Genomic DNA, 15,192 nt, shown 5'->3' with positions numbered 1-15,192 from the left:
ACATTTGTTGTCAGGCTTGCCGCAGTCCTTATTGCGAGCACGGCCACATGACCCGAATTCCTGCTGCCAATGTGATCCACAGCCGACTGCGTCTGCGCCAACTGCGGCTGATGCTGGCATTACAGGAATTCGGCTCGTTGCGCCGCGCCGCCGACCACATCGGCATGACCCAGCCGGCAGCCACCAAGATGCTGCACGAAGCCGAGGATTTGCTCGGCGTCGAGCTTTTCGAACGCCTGCCTCGAGGCATGCGCTCCACCCCGTTCGGGGAAACCGTCATCTACTACGCGCGCATGGTGTTTGCTGAACTCAGCGGCATGCGGGAAGAACTGGTCGCGCTCGAATCCGGCAACCTTGGCCGGGTCGCGGTCGGTGCGATTCCGGCGTTGGCCTCGGGGCTGTTGACCCGCACCATCGCGACCTTGAAACAGAGCCATCCGCGCTTGTCCATGAGCATTCAGGTCGACACCAGTGACGTGCTGGTGCAAGCACTGTTGCAGGATCAACTGGACATCGTTTTGGGCCGGATTCCGGTGGGCGCGCGCGCCGAGGAGTTGCTGTTCGACAGCCTCGGCGAAGAAGCCTTGTGCGTCATATCCGGCGCACAGAACCCGTTGGCGAAGGAGAAAAACCTGAGCTGGGCAGAGTTGCAGAACATGACCTGGGTGCTGCAACAGCAACCGAGCCCGATGCGCGCGATCATCAATCAGGTATTCCACAATGCGCGGGTCGATATTCCGAGCAGCATCGTCGAAACCACCTCGATCATGACCTTGCTGTCATTGATCCAGCAGACCGACATGCTCGGCGTCACGCCGGTGTCGGTGGTGGAGGATTATCCGGGGCGTGATTTGCTGGCGGTGTTGCCGATCAAGTTCGAGGCACGACTGCCGCCGTATGGGCTGATCACCCGGCGTCACCGGATTCAATCGTCGGCGATGCAGGCGTTCATGAATTCGGTGCGGGCCGAGCATGCGCTGAGCAAATAACAGGTTTTTTTGGTTGGGGTACATATCCGTTTTTTGGGTAACGGCGGCTATTGGTTCCGCCCTTACGGCGGGTGACTTTGAAAAGCGCAAAGTAACCAAACGCTTTCGCCCCTGACGTACGGTGCCTCGCTGTGGCTCGGCACCGAACGTCAGGGGCAAGAGCCCTTTGGTTACTTTGGGGCTTTTCCAAAGTGACCCGCCGTAAGGCCGGAACCAATAGCCGCCATAACCAAAGAAACGGATATGCCCCCGACCCGTTCCTACGCTGTTTTACGGAACACGAAGACCAGACCGATGATGATCAGCAGCATGCCGAGCATGCTCAATGCCGCCAAACGATTACCAAAAATCAGGTAGTCCATCACTGCCGTCACCGCTGGCACCAAGTAAAACAGACTGGTGACATTCACCAGATTGCCGCGAGCGATCAAGCGGTACAGCAACAAGGTTGCCAGCACCGACACCACCAACCCCATCCACACCACCGGCACGAAAAACCCGCTGCTGTGTTCGAAATGAAACGGCTGGAACGGCACAAAGATCCCGCAGAGCAACAGCCCCGCCAGGTACTGCACCGGCAGCGTGCCGAGCGGATTGTCGGTGATGCGTTTCTGCATGATCGAGCCGAACGTCATGCTCGCCAGGGCCAGCAAACCGAAGAGCATGCCGGCCAGTGACATGCCGGCCAGACCGATGCCCTGGTAAACCACCATGATCAACCCGGCCAGACCCAGCGCCAGACCGAACATTCGGCTGGCTGAGCGCTGCCGTTCCATGATCACCACCGTGAGAATCGGCTGCACCCCCATGATTGTCGCCATCACGCCCGGGGTGACTTTCAGGTCCAGGGCCAGCAGATAAAAAATCTGATACGCCCCCAGCAACACCACGCCCGTGGCCATCGCATACACCATCGGCTTGCCGCCCTTGGGCATTTTCAGCTTGAGCAAAGGCACCAACAGCATCAATCCGCACAAGGCGATGACAAAGCGAATCAGCAGAAAGGCGAAGGGTGATGCGTGGGCCAGGCCCCATTTGGAGAAGATCGCCCCGCTGCTCCACAGCAGAACGAACAGGCTCGTGGACGCCGCCGCGAGCGCGGTTTTTTTCGAAAGGACAAACATGAATACCACCTGTAGTCAGGCAAAAAAAGCCAAGTCAGCCGAAGCTGAAATTCAGTAGTTTTTCAGGCGAAAACTTTTTAGACGGGCATGGGAACAGCAAAAAGAAGCTGATCAGCCCGAAAAGCCAACGCCCGGCGGTGATACGACTGCGCACACCGGCGTGCTACTGACAGGTGGGGGGTAATGACTGATCTGCGCAGGCTGCTGAATCCCGCACGGCACGACGCCAGCGTTGACCGCTGAATCGACTACCGCGTTGATGAGGGAAGCTGGCATGGGCTGATCTTTTTTTGGGGCCGTGCTCGGGAGAGCAGGCGAGCGCCGACTATAACCAGCGTCGGACATGGATTGCAATGACTTGGACAAAGGGCCAATAAAGACACCTCGTCGCGGCGCATCGTTTAATTTTCCTCATAAAAAAACCGCTCATTAGGAGCGGTTTTCTATTACATCCAGTCACCCAAACAACCAATACCCCAACAACGTCAACACCACCACCGCCAGCACCGGCCGCAGCACGCGGTATGCCTTGGGGTTGCGACGCTTCCAGCGTTTGACCACGCCGCTGACTTTGTCGCTGGAGTTCTTGCTCCAGGCATACGCCTGGTTGATCCCGCCGACTCGCTCATCATCAAGATTCTGAGGCGCGGTGGCGCGACCGAGCAGGCCGCTGATCCCGCGGTTGATACGGGTCATGATGCGGTTGCTCAGCGGTCGTTCGATGTCACAGAACAGAATGACCCGGGTTTTCTCGGTTTCGTTCTTGACCCAATGCACGTAGGTCTCATCGAACATTACGTCCTCGCCATCACGCCAGGCGTATACCTGACCGTCGACGAAGATGCGGCAGTCATCGGAGTTCGGCGTCGACAGCCCCAGGTGATAACGCAGGGAACCGGCAAACGGGTCGCGGTGCGGGTTGAGGTGGCTGCCGCCCGGCAGCAACGCAAACATCGCACCTTTTACGTTGGGAATACTGCTGACCAGCGCCACGGTTTTCGGGCACAGGGTTTCAGCCGATGGCAGGGGTTTGTCGTACCACTTGAGGTAGAAACGTTTCCAGCCTTTCTTGAAAAACGAACCGAAACCGGCATCGTTGTTCTTTTCGGCGGCGCAGATGTAACCCTCGTCGAACAGGTGCATGGCTTCGTCGCGGATAACTTCCCAGTTGTCCTTGAGCACATCAAGTTCCGGGAATTTGCTGCGGTCCAGATAGGGTTTGGATGGCACGCTGGAGAACAGGTACATCAAGGCGTTGTATGGCGCAAACAGGGCCGAGTGGTTAACGAACTGGCGCAGAACCGGTAATCGCGCCTTGCCGCGCATATGCACATAGAGGGTGCTGCCCAGGAATAGCAGCAACACTGACGCTTTCGCGGCAAAGGAAAAGGTCATCTACGGCTCCTTGAGATTAGGCTCTTTGCACAACGCCATTTACCCGACGTGGCAGCCGGCCATGATAAACATTACCGGCCTCGGGAAAAACCCGCAAAACTCGACATTCAGTATTAAGGTTTGTGCAATAAAGCACTTATTAGCATAAGGTTCCTGAACGGGGGCTGACCTGAATCAGCCCTCTCAGCAAAAGGAAAAATCGTTTTCAGTGCTTACTGCTGATTCTCCTGCTCGGTGAACAGATCGCTGAACAGCATGCTCGACAGGTAGCGCTCGCCGGAATCCGGCAGAATCACCACGATGGTCTTGCCCTGCATTTCCGGTGTTTCGGCCAGACGCACTGCCACTGCCATCGCGGCGCCACAGGAAATACCGCACAAGATCCCTTCTTCCTGCATCAGGCGCAGGGCCATGGCCTTGGATTCTTCGTCACTGACCAACTCAACCCGATCGACGATCGACAAATCCAGATTCTTCGGAACAAAACCGGCACCGATCCCCTGGATCTTGTGCGGGCTCGGCTTGATCTCTTCACCGGCAATCGCCTGGGTAATCACAGGTGACACCACCGGCTCCACCGCCACCGAGATAATCGGTTTGCCCTGGGTATTCTTGATATACCGCGAAACACCGGTAATGGTTCCGCCTGTTCCAACGCCTGCCACCAGCACATCGACCGCACCGTCGGTATCGTTCCAGATTTCCGGGCCGGTGGTTTTCTCGTGAATGGCCGGGTTGGCCGGGTTGTCGAACTGCGCCGGCATGAAATATTTGGCCGGGTCGCTGGCGAGGATTTCGGCCGCCTTCTCGATCGCGCCCTTCATGCCCTTGGCCGGTTCAGTCAGGACCAGTTCGGCGCCCAGTGCCTTGAGGACCTTGCGTCGTTCGATGCTCATCGACGCCGGCATGGTCAGCATCAATTTGTAACCACGGGCCGCGGCAACAAACGCCAGGCCAATACCGGTATTGCCCGACGTCGGTTCGATGATGGTCATGCCAGGCTTGAGTTTGCCGGAGCTTTCGGCGTCCCAGATCATGCTCGCGCCGATCCGGCACTTGACCGAATAACCCGGGTTGCGCCCTTCGATCTTGGCCAGGATGGTCACACCGCGCGGGGCAATGCGGTTGATCTGCACCAACGGCGTATTGCCGATGGAATGGGCGTTGTCAGCGTAAATACGGCTCATGGCTGGGTCCTTGTACAGCGTTGAATAAGCTCCCAAAGGTATGCCTGTTGCCGGTGGTCGTCCAGTCAGGTCGAACGTCCGCTGACCACCGCAGTCAATGGCTTTACATCGCCAGAGATTTGCCGTCATGAAACGTCGATACAGTTGGCCCCTGTGGACCCTCGCCGGCCTCGTTGTGCTGTTGATTGCCCTGCACATCGCCCTGCCCTACCTGGTGCGCGACTACCTGAACGACAAGTTGGCCGACATGGGCGATTACCGGGGCCAGGTGACCGATGTGGACCTGGCCCTGTGGCGCGGTGCCTACAAGATCAACGGACTGAAAATCGTCAAGGTCGACGGCAAGGTCCCGGTGCCGTTCGTCAATGCGCCGCTGATCGACCTTTCTGTCAGTTGGCACTCACTCTGGTCCGACCGCGCTGTAGTGGCCGAGGTGCAGTTCTTCAACCCCGAGGTGAACTTCGTCGACGGCGGCGCCAACAAACAAAACTCCCAGACCGGTCAAGGCACCGACTGGCGCGAACAATTAAGCAAACTGGCGCCGTTCACCTTTAACGAAATACGCATCTACGACGGCAAGATCAGCTTTCGAAACTTCAATTCCAAGCCCCCCGTCAACATGAACGCCACCCAGGTCAACGCCAGCCTCTACAACCTGACCAACGTGGTCGACACCGAAGGCAAGCGCGACGCCCGTTTTGAAGGCAAGGCGCTGTTGCTGGGACACGCACCACTGGAAACAACGGCAACCTTCGATCCGTTAAGCAACTTTGAGGACTTCGAATTCCGCCTGAGGGCCAGGGACATTGAGCTCAAACGCATGAACGACTTTGCCTCGGCCTACGGCAAGTTCGACTTCAATGCCGGTCACGGCGATGTAGTGATCGAAGCGCAGGCCAAGAAGGCCAAACTGACCGGCTACATCAAACCGCTGCTGAAGGACGTCGACGTCTTCAACTGGCAGCAAGACGTGGAAAACAAGGACAAAGGGCTTTTCCGCTCCATCTGGGAGGCCATTGTCGGCGGCTCCGAAACCGTGCTCAAGAATCAGGGCAAGAACCAGTTCGCGACTCGGGTTGAATTGAGCGGCAACGTGCATCGACAAGATATCAGCGCGTTCCAGGCGTTTTTGCAGATTTTGCGCAATGGTTTTGTCCAGGCGTTTAACGCCCGGTATGAACGACCGAAGCCGGAAGCGGGTTAAGGTTTGCGCGTAACAGTGTAGCGACCGGTCTCTTCGGCTGCCCGTGCCGGGTTCGATTGCTGCTGCAGGAAGTCCCAGCCCAGACAAGCCAGCGCCAATGATCGAGGCACTGCTTCGCGGCCGCTGCTGTAGCGGGTGATGCTTCGAGCGCTGACGCCCAGCGCCTCGGCCGCCTGATTGAGTGGTAGCCCGGTGCGAGCGCGCCAGTCGATAAAGATCCGGGTGTTTTCGTCCGACGCGTTTTGCGCCAGAGCATCCAGATACAGAGTATCGGCGCCGATCTGGATATCCTGCTCAGGCCACTCGACGCTCCAGCCATCATCACCCGATAGTGCACGTTCGAATGCCCCAGCCTCCAGCAACGGCTGCAACCCTGGATAGGCGTGCAGGTCGCGACTCAAATCAAGGGTCAGCTGCTGACCGTCGATAAAGGTCAGCGCCAAGCGGTAATCCGGCAACGCCTGCACAGCCGACAGCCGTGGTCGTTTCATGGGTAACATCGTTTCCAGTCCTCCAGCAATTGCGCCTGATGGGCCCTGACCCACTCCAGCGCTTCCTTGATAATCAGTGGCGGCGCCTTACCGACCATCACTTCGATGGTTTCCAGGCTCAGCATCACATCGAGCCCTCCTCCTGTCAGGTGAACATGGGGCGGCGGATGATCCTTCTCGCGCAACTGAATGCGGTACGTATCGCGAAATCGGTATTTAGTAGACATGCCGGGCAAGCTATCGCCAGAATGGCGATAGCTCAATACTGGCCAGCGGCCGAGACTGAGTCAAGATGTGACGCTCCATTCAGAGACTGAATAAGTCGTCTGCGTTCACAGTCGACCGGCCTGCGCGTTATAGTCGGGTACTACAATTATTGCGCCCCGCCCTGCCTCGTTCAGGTCGGCGTTACCGTTCGAGGATTAGCAGATGAAGTTCGAAGGCACCCAGGCCTACGTCGCCACCGATGACCTGAAGCTGGCGGTCAACGCCGCCATTACCCTGGAGCGTCCACTGCTGGTCAAGGGCGAACCGGGTACCGGCAAAACCATGCTCGCCGAGCAACTGGCCGAGTCCTTCGGCGCCAAGCTGATCACCTGGCACATCAAGTCCACGACCAAGGCGCATCAGGGCCTGTACGAGTACGACGCGGTCAGCCGCCTGCGTGACTCGCAGCTGGGCACGGAAAAGGTCCACGACGTTCGCAACTACCTGAAAAAGGGCAAGCTCTGGGAAGCGTTCGAGTCTGAAGAGCGGGTGATCCTGCTGATCGACGAAATCGACAAGGCTGACATCGAGTTCCCGAACGACCTGCTGCAAGAACTCGACAAGATGGAGTTCTACGTCTACGAGATCGACGAGACCATCAAGGCCAAGAAACGCCCGATCATCATCATTACTTCCAACAACGAGAAAGAGCTGCCGGATGCGTTCCTGCGCCGCTGCTTCTTCCACTACATCGCCTTCCCGGATCGCGTGACCCTGCAAAAGATCGTCGACGTGCACTACCCGGACATCAAGAAAGACCTGGTCAGCGAAGCGCTGGACGTGTTCTTCGATGTGCGCAAGGTCCCGGGCCTGAAGAAAAAGCCATCGACCTCGGAACTGGTGGACTGGCTGAAGCTGTTGATGGCCGACAACATCGGCGAAGCGGTATTGCGCGAACGCGATCCGACCAAAGCGATTCCACCGCTGGCAGGCGCCCTGGTGAAGAACGAACAGGACGTTCAATTGCTTGAGCGCCTGGCGTTCATGAGCCGTCGCGGCACCCGCTAAGAGGCTGATCGCCATGCTGCTCAACCTGTTCAATGAAATGCGCGCAGCCAAGGTGCCGGTCTCGGTGCGTGAGCTGCTGGACCTGATCAACGCGCTGAAACAGCGCGTGACCTTCGCCGACATGGACGAGTTCTATTACTTGTCCCGGGCGATTCTGGTGAAGGACGAACGGCATTTCGACAAGTTCGACCGCGCGTTCGGGGCCTACTTCAATGGCCTGGAAAAGCTCGACGATCACCTTCAGGCGTTGATTCCCGAAGACTGGCTGCGCAAGGAATTCGAGCGCTCCCTGACCGAAGAAGAACGGGCCGCGATCCAGTCCCTTGGTGGCCTGGACAAGCTGATCGAAGAGTTCAAGAAACGCCTCGAAGAACAGAAAGAACGTCACGCCGGCGGCAACAAATGGATCGGCACCGGCGGCACCAGCCCGTTCGGTTCGGGTGGTTTCAACCCGGAAGGCATTCGGGTCGGCGATGCCGGCAAGCGCCAGGGCAAAGCGGTCAAGGTGTGGGATCAGCGCGAGTACAAGAACCTCGACGATTCGGTGGAACTGGGCACTCGAAATATCAAGGTCGCCCTGCGCCGCTTGCGCAAATTCGCCCGTCAGGGTGCAGCGGAAGAGCTCGACATCGATGGCACCATCGACCACACCGCACGCGATGCCGGCCTGCTGAATATCCAGATGCGGCCGGAGCGGCGTAACACCGTCAAGTTGCTGCTGCTGTTCGACATCGGCGGCTCGATGGACGCGCACGTGAAGATTTGCGAGGAGTTGTTCTCGGCCTGCAAGACCGAGTTCAAGCACCTGGAGTACTTCTACTTCCACAACTTCATTTATGAATCGGTGTGGAAGAACAACATGCGCCGCACTTCCGAGCGAACTTCGACCCAGGACCTGCTGCACAAGTACGGTGCCGACTACAAAGTGATCTTCATTGGCGATGCTGCGATGGCGCCTTATGAAATCACCCAGGCCGGCGGCAGCGTCGAGCACTGGAACGAAGAAGCCGGTTATGTGTGGATGCAGCGGTTCATGGAGAAGTACAAGAAGGTCATCTGGATCAACCCGTATCCGAAAGATACGTGGGGCTATACGTCGTCGACCAATATTGTGCGGGACTTGATTGACGACCAGATGTATCCGCTGACGTTGCGGGGGTTGGAGGAAGGGATGCGGTTTCTGTCCAAGTAATCTCGGTTGCCTGTACTGACGCCATCGCGGGCAAGCCCGCTCCCACAGGATTGGAGGTGTTCACACATTTTGTGAACACCATTTCCCCTGTGGGAGCGGGCTTGCCCGCGATGCTTTTAGCGACCTGAAAACCGCCGCAAATATTCGACCTGTTGCCGATGCGCGACATCCTGCACCACCGGCCGCAACCGCACTTTCGCCCCCGGCAAACATTGCGCCAGCCGCGCCAACGCCAACGGCGTCAACGCTCCCAGTCGCGGATAACCACCAATGGTCTGCCGGTCATTGAGCAACACAATCGGCTGTCCGTCCGGCGGCACCTGGATCGCCCCCAGCGGGATACCTTCGGAAATCATCGGATTGCCCTGGTACTGCAACGCCGTTCCCAGCAAGCGAATGCCCATGCGATCGGCGCGGCTGTCGAGGGTCCAGACGCTGTTGAACGCATCGAACAGACTTTGTCCGCTGAACTCACCAATCTGCGCGCCGAGGACCACATCCAGTGGCGAATCGACGTTGAAGTCCGGCCGATGTTCTGCCGGCAACTCCCGCAGCAATATCAGCGCACTCCCGCCATAGCTCAACGAAGCGTCTTTGGCCAAAGGCCGACCCATACCATCCAGACCGCCGAGTTCTTCACGGACCACTGTCGCGCTGCTGCCCAACACCTTCGGCGCGTCGAACCCGCCGGGTGCCGCTAGATAAGCCCGTGCCCCGAGCAGCGGCTGAGTGAACTGCAATCGCTGGCCTTTGTTCAGCCGAAAACTGCGCCACGGCGCCAGTGCCTCGCCATTCACTTGCGCGCCCAGGTCCGCCCCGGCCAGCGCCAACACGCAATCTTCCTCGGCCACCACGCTGAAGCCGCCGAGGGTGATTTCAATCACCGGCGCATCCAGCCGATTGCCCAGCAACCAGTTGGCCCACGACATCGAGCGCCAATCCAGCCCGCCACCCTGGGTCACGCCCAGATGCCGCACGCCGAAACGGCCGGCGTCCTGCAACAGGCACAACGGCGTACTCGCTTCAATCAGTAGACGGCTCATGCCTGGGCCTCCAGTGGCATGTCGTCGCCGCCCAGGTTGATGAATTCGGCATGGCTGACCGCTTCAAAGCGCACGGTATCGCCCGGTTGCATCAGGCTGTAGCCGTCGCGTTCGCGGTCGAACAGCTTGGCCGGCGTGCGGCCGATCAGGTTCCAGCCGCCGGGGGAAACCACCGGGTAAGCGGCGGTTTGCCGCTCGGCGATGCCGACACTGCCGGCAGCCACTTTTTTGCGCGGCGTATTCAGGCGCGGCGCGGCGAGCACTTCCTCCACCAGCCCCATGAAGGCAAACCCCGGCGCGAAACCCAAGGCGAATACCTGATACTCGCGCTCGCTGTGACGGCGGATCACGTCCTCCACCGACAACCCGCTGCGTTGCGACAACAGGCTCAACTCCGGTCCGACGCTCAAGTCATACCAGACCGGCAGCACATGGCATTGACCGCCGGTGCTCGCGTTGGGCGACAGGTCGATCAGCGCTTCGGCGATCAGTTCCCGGGCCTGAGCCGGACTCAACGCCGTCAGATCGTAATGCACCATCAACGTCGTGTACGACGGCACCAGATCGATCAGATGCCCGGCGAACGCAGTGCGCAGGTTTTCGCTGGCCGCGAGCATCCACGGCATATTGGCTTCGCTGATTTCATCAAAGAGACGCACCATCAGGCAATCCAGCGCCACCACTTCAACCCGCGGTTTCATGGTGCGCTCTGCTGATCAAGGGCTTCGCGAATCCGGCGCACGGCCGCCACCGAACTGGCATTGTCGCCATGAACGCAAAGGGTGTTGGCCTGCAAGTGCAAGGCGCTGCCGTCGCTGGCGGTGAGGGTGTCGCCACGGGCGATGGTCAGCGCCTGCTCGATAATTCTTTCGGGATCGTGGTGCACCGCCCCCGGCAGCTGCCGCGAAACCAGCATGCCGGCACTGTCGTAGGCGCGATCGGCGAAGGCTTCGAACCACAGGGTCACGCCGTACTCATCGCCCAGTCGCTGGGCGGCGCTGTTGTCGCGCGTGGCCATCAACATAAGCGGCAAGGTCCGGTCATAGGCCGCCACGGCCTGAAGCACGGCACGCAATTGCGCCGGATTGGCCATCATGTCGTTGTACATCGCGCCATGAGGTTTGACGTAACTGACGCGCCCGCCCTGGGCCCGGCAAACGCCGTCGAGGGCACCGATCTGGTAATGCAGGATGTCCTGAAGTTCCTGGGCGGCGTAGGCCATGGAGCGTCGGCCGAAACCGACCAGATCCTGATAGGCCGGGTGCGCGCCGATCTGCACGCCGTTGCTCAGGGCCAGGCTGACGGTCTTGCGCATGATGCTCGGGTCGCCGGCATGGAAGCCGCAGGCGATGTTGGCGCAATCGATGAAGGGCATGACCTCGGCGTCCAGACCCATGGTCCAGTTGCCGAAACTCTCGCCGATGTCGCAGTTCAATAGCAGGCGGCTCACGGTGAACACTCCTGTAGGCATATTCTTTTTTACTGCGGGGCAGATGCCCGCAGATTATCAGTTGCTGCCGTTTTGTTATTCAGCTTCGAGTTGTTTGCCACGGGTTTCCGGCAGGCTCAACGCCGCAAGGATCACCACGCCGTAGGACACCGCCGCAAACGCCCCGATGCCTACGCTCAACGGCACCGTCTGACTCAACAAACCGATCAGCAGCGGGAACAACGCCGCCAGGGCCCGACCGATGTTGTAGCAAAAGCCCTGCCCTGAACCGCGAATCCGCGTCGGAAACAGTTCAGTCAGAAACGCGCCCATGCCACTGAAAATCCCCGAGGCGAAGAAGCCCAGCGGGAAGCCCAGCCACAGCATCACGCCATTACTGACGGGCAATTGGGTGTAAAGCAGCACGATGGTGAACGAGCCGACGGCAAACAGGATGAAGTTCTTTTTGCGGCCGAGGATGTCAGTCAAATACGCGCTGATCACGTAGCCGACGTAGGAACCGACGATCACCATCGCCAGATAACCGCCCGTGCCGAGTACGCTCAAACCGCGCTCGTTCTTCAGAAAAGTCGGCAGCCAGGAGGTGATCGCGTAGTAGCCGCCCAGAGCGCCGGTGGTCAACACCGAAGCGCGGATCGTGGTGAAGAGGATGCCGGGGGCAAAAATCTCGTAGAACTTCGCGGCATTGCCCGGTTCCTGCTTGGCCTTGGCTTCGCGGTAGATTTCCGGGTCCTTGACCAGTCGACGGACGAAAATCACGAAGATGGCCGGCACGATGCCGAGGATGAACAGCGCGCGCCAGGCATCTTCCGGCGGCAATACCGAGAACAGCAGCGCATAGAGAATCGCCGTCAGCCCCCAACCCAGCGCCCAGCCCGATTGCACCATGCCCACCGCTTTACCGCGGTCCTTGGCGCGAATCACCTCGCCCATCAGCACCGCGCCGGCAGTCCACTCACCGCCAAAACCGAAGCCCATCAAAGTGCGACTGATCAGCAGTTGCTCGTAGTTTTGCGCGAAGCCGCAGAGGAAGGTGAAAAAAGCGAACCACAGCACCGTCAGTTGCAGGGTGCGCACACGGCCGATGCGGTCCGACAGAATTCCCGCCACCCAACCGCCGATGGCCGAGGCAATGAGCGTGCTGGTATGGATCAGCCCGGCCTCGCCGGTGGTGATGCCCCACATGGCAATCAGGGTCGGCACCACGAAGCTGAGCATTTGGGTGTCCATGCCGTCCAGGCCATAGCCGATCTTGCAGCTCCAGAAGGTGCGGCGTTCCTGCTGATTGATGTTGCGGTACCAGTCGAAAGGTCCCGGGCGAGGCGTGGCTTTGGGGATGTCGAGCGTGTCGGGCGCACTCATGGCAAATCTCCGTGCAAATTTTATTGGTATTGTTCTGAGCCCCGACGACGCCTATCGTGGGAACCGGATGGCCTGATTTTTGGGCGCCCGGCCCTGTTGCGTCCAACTAATAAAACCCCGCCCTAGACATAAGAATTCTTTATCCCCGAGCAAATCCCATGAACCTGAAGTTTCTCGAGACCTTTGTCTGGGTCGCCCGACTCAAGAGTTTTCGCCTGACGGCAGACAAGCTCTTCACCACCCAGGCGTCGATTTCCAGCCGCATCGCGGTGCTCGAAGGCGAGCTCGGGGTGAAGTTGTTTTTGCGCGACTCGCGCGGAGTGAGCCTGACGCCGGAAGGCTTGAAAGTGCTCGAATACGCCGAGCAGATGATGGACACCATGCAGGCCCTCAAGCAGTCGATCGAGACGCGCTCGAGCAAGGTCGGACGCGTGCGGATCGGTGTGATGGACACGGTGATTCACACCTGGCTGAGCCCGTTGGTGGCACAGATGATGGATCACTATCCGCTGGTGGAGATCGAGCTGGTGGCCGATACGGCGCTCAACCTCTGCGATCAGCTGCAAAAAGGCTTTCTCGATCTGATCCTGCAAACCGACCTGGTGCGCCAGGAAAGTGTGCGCAGCCTGGAGCTGGCAAGCCATCCGATGGGGTGGATCGTGGCCAGTAGCTCGATCTACAACCGCGAGTACTCAGACATTGCCGACCTGGCTCGGGAGCGAATCATTACTTACTCGAAAAACTCCCATCCGCATCAGGACATTCTGGGTCTGATGCAGGCGAACGGGGTCATGACACCCCGGCTGAACTGCGTGAATTCGGTGTCGGCGATTACCCGGTTGCTGCGCGACGGATTCGGGATTGGCGCGTTGCCGCCGGTCCTGGTGGCCGAGGAGCTGGCGCGGGGGGAATTGACCTTGCTGACTATCGATCAACAGCTGCCTAATTTGCAGGTCGTGGTGTCGTGGCGAGTGGGCGTGGAGTGGGTCGAGGAGATTGTCGCGTTGTGTCAGCAGGTGCTGGAGGGGTATGCGCGCAAGGTGGGCGAGGACTACATCTCCCTCAGCAAGCCAACCGTCTAAACCTGATACACAAACCCTGTGGCGAGGGAACTTGCTCCCTCGCCACAGGGAGCGCATTGGACCCCTTACAACCCGCGCACATCCCGGTCTTCAATCGGCCGGCTCTGGCGCAGTCGTTTGCCGCCCAGCACCACCCAGTCAATCAGACGGAACAGGCATTCGATGCCGAAGGACAGCAGCAACGCGCCGCTCATGCCCCAGATCATCGCTTCCGGTGTCAGCAGGATCTGGTAGCTGTAGCCATTCCAGGTTTCCTTGCGAATATCCGGATCAGCCGCCAGCGCCACCTGCAGGACGCGGATGTACCACGGGCCCTGCATGGCCTGGAACTGTTTATCGAGCGCCAACTGACGGGTGAGCAAGGTGCTCAGGCTCTCTGCGTCGCTGCGGAAAATCGGGTCTTCGCTGGCACGGTAATGAGCGACCAGCGCCTGCATATCGCCTTTGAAGAATTGATTGGCCGTGCCCTGGAAACCACTCAAGCCGGTCTGCGCCTCGATCAGATGCGCCTCGACCCGTTTCGCGTAATCGCTGATGAACCCCGGCACCTGGACACCGATCAACAAGCCCGCCGCAAACAACACCAGCCGTAAATAACTGAGCAACATGAGGGGTGAGTCCTTATTCGGTCTTGCCCTGGCTGACGCATTCGCCGCGTCGCCAGAGGCTCCATTGGCCCGGTTCGTAGCGGGTCCAGGTTTCGTTTTCGGTCAGGGGTTCGGTGGCGATCACCGTGACCACATCGTTGGGCGTGGTTTCGGCCTGGAAGTCGACGATCACATCGACATCCTTCAACCGCGCCGGGCCGAATGGCGCACGACGGGTGATCTGGGCCAACTTGGTCGAGCAATAGCAGAACAGCCAGTCGCCGTCGCTCAGCAGGCAATTGAACACGCCTTTGCTGCGGTATTCGGCGCAAGCAGCCACCAGGTCCGGCAGCAGCGCTTCGATTTCTACCGGTTCCGGAAACGCTGCACGTACCCGGTTGAGCAGATCGCAAAACGCCGCTTCGCTGTCAGTGTCACCAACGGGGCGGTAAAAGCTTTTGATCGGTTGAAAGTCCGCGAGCTGGCCATTGTGGGCGAAACACCAGTTGCGGCCCCACAGTTCACGCACAAAAGGGTGCGTGTTGGACAGGCAGACCTTGCCGACGTTGGCCTGACGTATGTGCCCGATCACCACTTCGCTTTTGATCGGATAGCGTTGCACCAGGTTTGCCACTTCGGACTCGCAGCTCGCGGCCGGGTCCTGAAACAGCCGCAGGCCGCGCCCCTCGTAGAAGGCGATGCCCCAACCGTCACGGTGCGGGCCGGTGCGACCACCGCGTTGCATCAGCCCGGTGAAGCTGAACACGATATCGGTCGGCACATTGGCGCTCATGCCCAATAACTCACACAT

Annotated in this window: 17 protein-coding genes; 5 read left to right on the top strand and 12 right to left on the bottom strand. The window is 59.3% G+C overall.

What is annotated here, in order from left to right; translation table 11 throughout:
• The first annotated feature begins 47 nt into the window (after positions 1 to 47).
• Positions 48 to 989 carry a LysR family transcriptional regulator gene (locus ACA060_RS07125; RefSeq protein ID WP_109628467.1) on the top strand — a complete coding sequence of 314 codons (942 nt, stop codon included), beginning with the start codon at positions 48 to 50 and terminating at the stop codon, positions 987 to 989.
• Positions 990 to 1,249: 260 nt separating this feature from the next.
• Here ACA060_RS07125 and ACA060_RS07120 read toward each other — a convergent pair whose 3' ends face one another.
• The 4 genes from ACA060_RS07120 to cysK form a co-directional block, all read right to left on the bottom strand.
• Entirely contained in the window at positions 1,250 to 2,113 is an 864-nt protein-coding gene (locus tag ACA060_RS07120; RefSeq protein WP_109628466.1) for a DMT family transporter, read from the bottom strand.
• A gap of 111 nt (positions 2,114 to 2,224) precedes the next feature.
• The gene (locus ACA060_RS07115) at positions 2,225 to 2,389 is read right to left on the bottom strand and encodes a hypothetical protein (protein ID WP_178082288.1); all 165 of its coding nucleotides are present in this window, start codon (positions 2,387 to 2,389) and stop codon (positions 2,225 to 2,227) included.
• Positions 2,390 to 2,569: 180 nt separating this feature from the next.
• Positions 2,570 to 3,508 carry an aspartyl/asparaginyl beta-hydroxylase domain-containing protein gene (locus ACA060_RS07110; protein WP_109628465.1) on the bottom strand — a complete coding sequence of 313 codons (939 nt, stop codon included), beginning with the start codon at positions 3,506 to 3,508 and terminating at the stop codon, positions 2,570 to 2,572.
• A gap of 212 nt (positions 3,509 to 3,720) precedes the next feature.
• Complete coding sequence (gene cysK / locus ACA060_RS07105) at positions 3,721 to 4,695, bottom strand: cysteine synthase A (protein ID WP_109628464.1); 975 nt, start codon at positions 4,693 to 4,695, stop codon at positions 3,721 to 3,723.
• A 97-nt stretch (positions 4,696 to 4,792) separates the two neighbouring features.
• Here cysK and ACA060_RS07100 point away from each other — a divergent pair, with 97 nt between their 5' ends.
• Positions 4,793 to 5,899, top strand: coding sequence for a DUF748 domain-containing protein (locus tag ACA060_RS07100; RefSeq protein ID WP_497316289.1), 1,107 nt, complete (start codon positions 4,793 to 4,795; stop codon positions 5,897 to 5,899).
• On the opposite strand, the gene ACA060_RS07095 is transcribed toward ACA060_RS07100, so the two are convergent.
• A complete protein-coding gene (locus tag ACA060_RS07095) occupies positions 5,896 to 6,399 on the bottom strand; it encodes a DUF2442 domain-containing protein (protein ID WP_497316287.1) in 504 nt (167 codons plus the stop codon). The two genes, ACA060_RS07100 and ACA060_RS07095, sit on opposite strands and share 4 nt — an antisense overlap.
• Positions 6,387 to 6,617, bottom strand: coding sequence for a DUF4160 domain-containing protein (locus ACA060_RS07090; protein WP_178082287.1), 231 nt, complete (start codon positions 6,615 to 6,617; stop codon positions 6,387 to 6,389). The genes ACA060_RS07095 and ACA060_RS07090 overlap by 13 nt, the downstream gene beginning before the upstream one ends.
• Before the next feature lie 202 nt (positions 6,618 to 6,819).
• On the opposite strand from ACA060_RS07090, the gene ACA060_RS07085 reads away from it, so the two are divergent.
• Both ACA060_RS07085 and ACA060_RS07080 read left to right on the top strand, forming a co-directional pair.
• Positions 6,820 to 7,665, top strand: coding sequence for an AAA family ATPase (locus tag ACA060_RS07085; protein WP_008035065.1), 846 nt, complete (start codon positions 6,820 to 6,822; stop codon positions 7,663 to 7,665).
• 13 nt (positions 7,666 to 7,678) lie between these two features.
• Entirely contained in the window at positions 7,679 to 8,857 is a 1,179-nt protein-coding gene (locus ACA060_RS07080) for a vWA domain-containing protein (RefSeq protein ID WP_077749161.1), read from the top strand.
• Positions 8,858 to 8,973: 116 nt separating this feature from the next.
• Here the strand turns inward: ACA060_RS07080 and ACA060_RS07075 are convergent, their stop codons facing one another.
• The 4 genes from ACA060_RS07075 to ACA060_RS07060 form a co-directional block, all read right to left on the bottom strand.
• On the bottom strand, positions 8,974 to 9,900 hold the full coding sequence (locus ACA060_RS07075; protein WP_497316285.1) for a 5-oxoprolinase subunit C family protein: 927 nt from the start codon (positions 9,898 to 9,900) through the stop codon (positions 8,974 to 8,976).
• Positions 9,897 to 10,601 (bottom strand): 5-oxoprolinase subunit PxpB, encoded by a 705-nt coding sequence (gene pxpB / locus ACA060_RS07070; RefSeq protein WP_497316283.1) that lies wholly within the window; start codon positions 10,599 to 10,601, stop codon positions 9,897 to 9,899. The genes ACA060_RS07075 and pxpB overlap by 4 nt, the downstream gene beginning before the upstream one ends.
• Positions 10,598 to 11,350, bottom strand: a complete 753-nt coding sequence (locus tag ACA060_RS07065) for a 5-oxoprolinase subunit PxpA (protein ID WP_109628458.1) — start codon at positions 11,348 to 11,350, stop codon at positions 10,598 to 10,600. Before ACA060_RS07065 ends, pxpB begins: the two co-directional genes overlap by 4 nt.
• Positions 11,351 to 11,425: 75 nt before the next feature.
• Entirely contained in the window at positions 11,426 to 12,712 is a 1,287-nt protein-coding gene (locus tag ACA060_RS07060) for an MFS transporter (protein ID WP_497316281.1), read from the bottom strand.
• Between the two features lie 158 nt (positions 12,713 to 12,870).
• Here ACA060_RS07060 and ACA060_RS07055 point away from each other — a divergent pair, with 158 nt between their 5' ends.
• The gene (locus ACA060_RS07055; protein WP_497316279.1) at positions 12,871 to 13,794 is read left to right on the top strand and encodes a LysR family transcriptional regulator; all 924 of its coding nucleotides are present in this window, start codon (positions 12,871 to 12,873) and stop codon (positions 13,792 to 13,794) included.
• A 65-nt stretch (positions 13,795 to 13,859) separates the two neighbouring features.
• Here the strand turns inward: ACA060_RS07055 and ACA060_RS07050 are convergent, their stop codons facing one another.
• Both ACA060_RS07050 and ACA060_RS07045 read right to left on the bottom strand, forming a co-directional pair.
• Positions 13,860 to 14,402 carry a DUF2937 family protein gene (locus tag ACA060_RS07050; RefSeq protein ID WP_109628455.1) on the bottom strand — a complete coding sequence of 181 codons (543 nt, stop codon included), beginning with the start codon at positions 14,400 to 14,402 and terminating at the stop codon, positions 13,860 to 13,862.
• 13 nt (positions 14,403 to 14,415) lie between these two features.
• The gene (locus ACA060_RS07045; RefSeq protein WP_109628454.1) at positions 14,416 to 15,192 is read right to left on the bottom strand and encodes a class II glutamine amidotransferase; all 777 of its coding nucleotides are present in this window, start codon (positions 15,190 to 15,192) and stop codon (positions 14,416 to 14,418) included.

The organism is Pseudomonas sp. LBUM1671 (genome assembly GCF_059695685.1).
The sequence above is the reverse complement of the archived record's forward strand: the minus strand, read 5'-3'. Positions and strand labels throughout refer to the sequence as shown.